Origin of the sequence: Inquilinus limosus MP06, from assembly GCF_000767795.1 — a bacterium.
GTDB lineage: Bacteria > Pseudomonadota > Alphaproteobacteria > DSM-16000 > Inquilinaceae > Inquilinus > Inquilinus limosus_E.
Genome location: NZ_JANX01000337.1, coordinates 1 through 6,852 on the forward strand (window position 1 = coordinate 1; position 6,852 = coordinate 6,852).

A 6,852-nucleotide genomic window follows, 5' to 3' on the forward strand; every position below is an offset into this window, starting at 1 on the left:
ATCGCCGTCGCCGATATCGTCGACACCGAGGCGTTGAGCGCAGCGCTGCGCGACGCCGAGGGCGTGCTGGCAATCGTCCCCCTGAACCCGTCGCGCGGCGACGCCGCAGCAGAGACCCGCAGCCTGATCGACAGCCTGGCCCGGGCGCTGGAGGCGGCGCGGCCGCCGCGCACCGTCGCGATCTCGGACTACGGCGCCCAGCACGCAGCCGGCACCGGCATCACGCTGCTGTTCCACCATCTGGAGCAGCGGCTCGGCGGCCTGCCGGGCATCGCCTTTCTGCGCTCGGCCGAGCATATGCAGAACTGGGGGCGGTCGCTGGGCGCGGCCATGGCCACCGGCGTGCTGGCCAGCCTGCACCATCCGCTCGACAAGCGCTTCCCGACCGTCTCGGCCCCCGATGTCGGGCTGGTCGCGGCCGAGCTGCTGGACGCGGCCGACGTGCCGCCGCGCATCCTCCATGCCGAGGGGCCGCAGCGCTACACCCCGATCGACGTCGCCGCCGCCCTGGCCGGGCCGCTCGGCAGGCCAGTGCAGCCGGTGGCCCTGCCGCGCGGACAGTGGGAGCAAGCTCTGGCGGCAGGCGGGCTGGGCGAAGGCTATGTCCGGCTGGTCACTGAGCTCTACGACGCCCACAATGCCGGGCGGATCGAGGTCGAGGGCGGTGAGGTCCGGCGCGGCACGACGCCGTTGGCCGAGGTGCTGGCGGCGCTGGTGCGCCAGCCGGCCCGCTAAGCGGAACCCTCCTGGCGCCGCACCATCTCGGCGATCCAGGCGGGGGCGTAGGGCGGCGTGCAGCCCGGCGATGCCGGGTAGTCGACGAGGACCTGGAGCCTTTCGCCGATGGCGATGGCGCGGGCACGGTGCGCGGGGTGACGGATGCCGATCTCGGCGAGGCAATGGTTCATCGACCACTGCTTGGGTGCGGGCGCATCCTTCATCTCCGTCTCGATCTGATGCAGCAGGCCGTCCAGGTCCAACCCGGCAGCCCCTTTGACGACGCGATCGGTCGTCAGGCTCCACCCGGCCCTTCCGACCAGATCCGCTTCGTCCTTCCAGCGCAGGCGCAATGCTTCGGTGTGCGTCCCGGGCTTGACGATGCCGGTGACGAACCAGTCCAGCAGCTTCGGTGCGCGGATGCCGCGGATCATGGCGTCAAGCTCGTCGGCGAAGAAGGCGGTGGGCTTGGCGACCAGGGTCGCCAGCAGCCGTGCCGCCGTGTCGCCGGTGGCCCAGAGCTCCTTGGCCAGCTCGTGCCGGGTCTTCAGGCGCTTGGCGACCGCGCGGATCGCCGACAGGTTGACGCCGTGATCGTCGCCGCGCGCCTCATTGGCGGCCCGCAGCTTCGGGTCTTCCAGCAGGGCCAGCTCTGCCATGACATCGGTCACTGCGGACATGCAGTTCCTCCACGCTGAGGACGAAGCCTAGGACGGGAACTCCTCGTACTGCGGCAGGTCGTCGGCGATGGTGTACCAGGGCGCCTTGGAGCCGACGAAGATGTGCTCGGTCGGCCGGATGCTCGGGTCGTCGACCAGCGTGCCCATGGCGACATGGACATAGGCGCCGTCGCGGACCACCGAGAACAGCAGCGACCCGCAGGCCCGGCAATGCGTGTTGTTGCCGTCCGGCTCGCCATAGATCATCAGCGAGTCCCGGCCCTGCGTCACCGTCAGCTTGGCACGCTCGATCCCGGCGATCGGCTTGAACGCCGACCCCGTCGTACGCCGGCAGTTCGAGCAGTGGCAGTTCATGGCATAGCGGAATTCGTCCGCCACCTCGTAGTGGACGGCGCCGCAATAGCATTTGCCGGCCAGTATGCGCGCGCTCTCGGTCACGGGCGTCTCCTCCGGTGATGGTCTTGCGGCCGAGACTATCGCCGTCCGCCGCCGCTTGACAGGCCGGCGTCAGCGGCGCTAGCGTCCGCTCATTCGAGCATAGTCTGCTCAAATGTTGACGGACTCGCCACCGTGACCCTCCAGGCCGATCTCGGGCACCGCGTCACCTCTGATGCCCAGCGCGAGCAGTTCATGGTCCAGGCGGCCAAGCTGTATTACGACCTGGACCGCAACCAGTCCGAAATCGCGCAGGAGCTGGGGCTGACCCGCTGGCAGGTCGGCCGGCTGCTGCAGGAGGCGCGCGAGACCGGTATCGTCCGCATCGAGATCGTGGCGCGGAGCCAGCGCCGGCCCGACCTCGAGGCCCGGCTGCAGGCGCGCTGGAAGCTGCGCGAGGCGATCGTCGTGCCGAGCCCGGCCAACGGAGACACGCCGACCGACGAAGCCATCGCCATCGACGCCGTGGCCCAGGCCGCGGCACAGTATCTCGCGGCACTGGCGCCCAGGCCCGATCTCGTCGGCGTGTCCTGGGGCCGCACCATGACCGCGGTGGCCCGGCGCCTGCCGCCGCGCTGGAACGAGGGCGTGCAGGTGGTGCTGCTGAACGGCGCCACCGCCATCCGCGGCACCGCCTTCCGCACCAACGCCGTGGCCGAAGGCTTCGCCGAGGCCGGCCCCGGTTCCGCCACCCTGCTGCCGGTGCCGGCCATCGTCGGCAACCCCGCCACCCGCGCGGTGCTGGAGGCGGACCCGGTGATCGCCGGCATCCTCGATGTCGCCCGCGCCGCCCCGGTCGCCTGCTTCGGCATGGGGCCGATGGCCAGCCGCTCCGTCCATGTCGACTCCGGCTATCTCGATGCCGGCGGGATCGCGGCGCTGCAGCGCGCCGGCGCGGTCGGCGACGTGCTGGGCCGCTTCCTCGATGCCGAGGGCCGGATCGTGTCGCCGGAGCTGGATGCACGCACCATCGGCCTGCGGCCCGAGGCGCTGCGGGAGAAAACCCACTCGATCGGCGTCGCGGCCGGGGCGCAGAAGGCGGGCATCGCTCGCGCCTGCCTCGTCGCCGGCTTCGTCAATGTCCTGGTCACCGACGCGGCCACCGCCGCGCAGCTTCTGGGTGGGGCGCAGGATGGATGAGAGCCTCGCTGCACGAGCACGATGGATCCTGTCCGATTGGGCGCATGGCCTCTCCCGCTTGCGAGATCCCTTCGAAATAGCCGGAGCCCGATCTTTTCTAGTCCCCCCTCCCCTTGCGGGAGGGGGGCAGGGGGAGGGGTCTGCGCGCGTCCGCGCGCGAATGCGCAGAGGACAGGTCCCGCAGCCAGGGTTAGATCGCCAGAGTTCTGGCCGCTCTCAACGGCGAAAACCCCCTCCCCCTAGCCCCCTCCCGCGAGGGGAGGGGGGACTCATTTTTCTTTCGGTCGATGTCGTTGCTGGCCTTCGCGATGGCTCGAGAGACATCCTGAAATGCTCCCGCCCACGGGAGAGGCAACGCGAAATTCTGACGGGAGGCACCCATGCCTGATCTCCGGGCCGAGGCAAGTGCGCCGCACTTGGCCGCCAACACCCACCGCAATCCCGGCATGGCGCTGGAGCTGGACTGGGTGGAGGCCGCGCGGGTCAATCTCAGCGCCGCCGAGCGCCGGGCCGCCACCCTGACCACGCGGCGCACGGTGAAGAAGGAGTACCAGGCCGCCTGGCTGGTGAAGGCGATCACCTGCATGGACCTGACCACCCTGGCCGGCGACGACACGCCGGGCCGGGTGCAGCGCCTCTGCGCCAAGGCCCGCCACCCGCTGCGCGACGACCTGGTCGAGGCGCTGGGCCTGGCCGACCGGCCGCCCACCGTCGGCGCCGTCTGCGTCTATCCCACCATGGTCGGCGCCGCGGTGAAGGCGCTGGCCGGCAGCGGCATCCCGGTCGCCTCGGTCGCCACCGGCTTCCCGGCCGGCCTGACGCCGCTGCCGCAGCGCCTGGCCGAGATCCGCTATGCGGTGGAGGAGGGGGCGGCCGAGATCGACATCGTCATCCACCGCGCCCAGGTGCTGAACCGGGAATGGTCGGCGCTCTACGACGAGGTGCGGGCGATGCGCGAGGCCTGCGGCGAGGCGCATCTGAAGACCATCCTGGCCACCGGCGACCTGCGGACCCTGCGCAATGTCGAGGCCGCCAGCCTGGTCTGCATGATGGCCGGTGCCGATTTCATCAAGACCTCGACCGGCAAGGAGGATGTCAACGCCACCCTGCCGGTCAGCCTGGTCATGGTCCGCGCCATCCGCGACTACCTCGACCGCACCGGCGAGCGCGTCGGCTTCAAGCCGGCCGGCGGCCTGCGCACCGCCAAGGACGCGATCGCCTGGCTGATCCTGATGAAGGAGGAGCTGGGCCGGCCCTGGCTGGAGCCGGAGCTGTTCCGCATCGGCGCCTCCTCGCTGCTCGCCGATGTCGAGCGCCAGATCGAGCATTTCGTCACCGGCCGGTATTCGGCCGGCTTCCGCCACGCTTCCGCCTGAGGAGCTTCACCCATGCCCCGGATCGCGGAGATTCTCGACACCATGGAGTACGGCCCGGCGCCCGAGGACAGCGGCATCGCCCGCGACTGGCTGGCGCGGCACGAGGCGGGCTTCGGCCATTTCATCGACGGCAAATTCGTCGCCCCGGCCGAGGGCGGCCGCTTCGAGGTGCTGAACCCGGCCACCGGCAAGCCCCTCGCCCAGGTGGCGCAGGGCACGGCCAAGGATGTCGACGCCGCGGTCAAGGCCGCGCGCCGAGCGCAGAAGGGCTGGGCGGCGCTGCCGGGGGCCGAGCGCGCCCGCCACCTCTACGCCCTGGCCCGCCATGTCCAGCGCCGCGAGCGGCTGCTGTCCGTGGTCGAGACCATGGACAACGGCAAGCCGATCCGCGAGAGCCGGGACATCGACATCCCGCTGGTGGCCCGGCACTTCTACCATCACGCCGGCTGGGCCTCGCTGGTCGAGACCGAGTTTCCCGGCTACCGCCCGGTCGGGGTCTGCGGCCAGATCATCCCGTGGAACTTCCCGCTGCTGATGCTGGCCTGGAAGGTGGCGCCGGCGCTGGCGGCCGGGAACACGGTGGTGCTGAAGCCGGCCGAGTTCACGCCGCTGACGGCGCTGCTGTTCGCCGAGATCGCGCAGGAGGCCGGGCTGCCGCCGGGCGTGCTGAACATCGTCACCGGCGATGGCTCGACCGGCGCCCTGATCGTCGAGCATGCCGATGTCGACAAGATCGCCTTCACCGGCTCGACCGAGGTCGGGCGGAAGATCCGCGAGGCGACCGCCGGTTCCGGCAAGAAGCTGTCGCTGGAGCTGGGCGGCAAGTCGCCCTTCATCGTCTTCGATGACGCCGATCTCGACGCCGCGGTCGAGGGCGTGGTGGATTCGATCTGGTTCAACCAGGGCCAGGTCTGCTGCGCCGGCTCGCGCCTGCTGGTGCAGGAGAGCGTGGCCGATCGGCTGTACGACAAGCTGAAGCGCCGGATGGCGACGCTGCGCGTCGGCGACCCGCTCGACAAGTCGACCGACATGGGCCCGATCGTGGCCCAGGTGCAGCTCGACCGGATCCGGCATTATGTCGAGCTGGGCAAGAAGGAGGGCGCCGCCTGCTGGCAGGATTCGGCGACGCTGCCCAAGGGCGGCCTCTACTTCCCGCCGACTTTGTTCACCGAGGCCGAGCCGGCCTCGACCATCGCGCAGGAGGAGATCTTCGGCCCGGTGCTGTCGGCCTCGACCTTCCGCACCCCGGACGAGGCGGTGGCGCTGGCCAACAACTCGCGCTACGGCCTGGCGTCCTCGGTGTGGTCGGAGACGGTGAACCAGGCGCTGCATGTCGCGGCGCGCCTCAAGGCCGGCGTGGTGTGGATCAACTGCGCCAACGCCTTCGACGCCGCGGTCGGCTTCGGCGGCTATCGCGAGAGCGGCTTCGGCCGCGAGGGCGGGCGCGAGGGCATGTTCGAATACCTGGTGCCGGGCTGGGAGAAGGACGCTCCGGCGCTGAAGCCCGCGGCCGCGGCGCCGCTGGCGGCGGTGCCGCTGGGCGGCGACCACGACCTGCCCTCGATCGACCGCACCGCCAAGCTCTATGTCGGCGGCAAGCAGGCCCGGCCGGACGGCGGCTACAGCTACACCGTCACCGACCCCAAGGGGCGGGCGCTGGGCCAGGTCGGCCTGGGCAACCGCAAGGACATCCGCAACGCGGTCGAGGCGGCGCACAGGGCCAGCGGCTGGAGCGGCCTCGCCGGCCACAACCGGGCCCAGGTGCTGTACTACCTGGCCGAGAACCTGGCGGCGCGGTCCGAGGAGTTCGCGCGCCGGATCTCGTCGATGACCGGCGCCTCGGCCAAGGCCGCGGCGGCGGAGGTCGAGGCATCGGTGCGGCGGATCTTCTTCTATGCCGGCTTCGCCGACAAATATGACGGCCAGGTGCATGACGCCCGCGCCCGCCAGGTGACACTGGCGATGAACGAGCCCTGGGGCGTGATGGGTCTGCTGTGTCCGGACGAGGCGCCGCTGCTCGGCTTCGTCTCGCTGGTGGTGCCGGCGATCGCCATGGGCAACCGCGTGGTGGCGGTGCCGTCGCCGCGCCACCCGCTGGCGGCGACCGACCTGTACCAGGTGCTCGACACCTCCGACGTGCCGGGCGGCGTGATCAACATCATCACCGGCGAGCGCGACGTCCTGGCCAGGACCCTGGCCGAGCACGACGACGTCGCCGCCCTCTGGTATGTCGGCCCGGCCGAAGGCGGGGCGGCGGTGGAGAAGGCCAGCGCCGGCAACCTCAAGGCGACCTGGACCAACCAGGGCAAGCGGCGCGACTGGCTGTCGGACGTGGAAGGGCAGGGAAGGGAATACCTGCGCCGGGCCACCCAGGTGAAGAACATCTGGCTGCCTTACGGGGAGTAGGGGCCGGCGTCTCCGACACGGCGGGGCCGGCGCCGTATCCCTCTCCTCGGGGCTATTGGCTTCGCACATCTCGAAGTGAGCTTTTTTAGTCCCCCTCC

Annotated in this window: 6 protein-coding genes; 4 read left to right on the top strand and 2 right to left on the bottom strand. The window is 70.9% G+C overall.

Annotated features, from left to right (window positions below; all coding sequences use genetic code 11):
* Positions 1 to 735 (top strand): Rossmann-fold NAD(P)-binding domain-containing protein (locus P409_RS39100; RefSeq protein ID WP_034843759.1); only part of this gene is annotated, 735 nt, incomplete at its 5' end.
* On the opposite strand, the gene P409_RS22125 is transcribed toward P409_RS39100, so the two are convergent.
* Positions 732 to 1,397, bottom strand: a complete 666-nt coding sequence (locus P409_RS22125) for a DNA alkylation repair protein (RefSeq protein WP_034843760.1) — start codon at positions 1,395 to 1,397, stop codon at positions 732 to 734. The genes P409_RS39100 and P409_RS22125 overlap by 4 nt on opposite strands.
* Positions 1,398 to 1,424: 27 nt before the next feature.
* Entirely contained in the window at positions 1,425 to 1,835 is a 411-nt protein-coding gene (locus tag P409_RS22130) for a GFA family protein (RefSeq protein WP_034843762.1), read from the bottom strand.
* Between the two features lie 132 nt (positions 1,836 to 1,967).
* Between P409_RS22130 and P409_RS22135 the strand changes: the two genes are divergently transcribed.
* From P409_RS22135 to P409_RS22145, 3 genes are all read left to right on the top strand, one after another.
* A complete protein-coding gene (locus P409_RS22135) occupies positions 1,968 to 2,972 on the top strand; it encodes a sugar-binding transcriptional regulator (RefSeq protein ID WP_052121156.1) in 1,005 nt (334 codons plus the stop codon).
* A gap of 380 nt (positions 2,973 to 3,352) precedes the next feature.
* Positions 3,353 to 4,348, top strand: a complete 996-nt coding sequence (deoC, locus tag P409_RS22140) for a deoxyribose-phosphate aldolase (protein WP_052121158.1) — start codon at positions 3,353 to 3,355, stop codon at positions 4,346 to 4,348.
* Positions 4,349 to 4,360: 12 nt separating this feature from the next.
* Positions 4,361 to 6,754, top strand: coding sequence for an aldehyde dehydrogenase family protein (locus P409_RS22145; protein WP_034843764.1), 2,394 nt, complete (start codon positions 4,361 to 4,363; stop codon positions 6,752 to 6,754).
* Positions 6,755 to 6,852: the final 98 nt, after the last annotated feature.

Coding starts and splice junctions, on each gene's coding strand:
- P409_RS22125 (WP_034843760.1), bottom strand. CDS start 1,397: ATGTCCGCAGTGACCGATGTCATGGCAGAGCTGGCCCTGCTGGAAGAC.
- deoC (WP_052121158.1), top strand. CDS start 3,353: ATGCCTGATCTCCGGGCCGAGGCAAGTGCGCCGCACTTGGCCGCCAAC.
- P409_RS22145 (WP_034843764.1), top strand. CDS start 4,361: ATGCCCCGGATCGCGGAGATTCTCGACACCATGGAGTACGGCCCGGCG.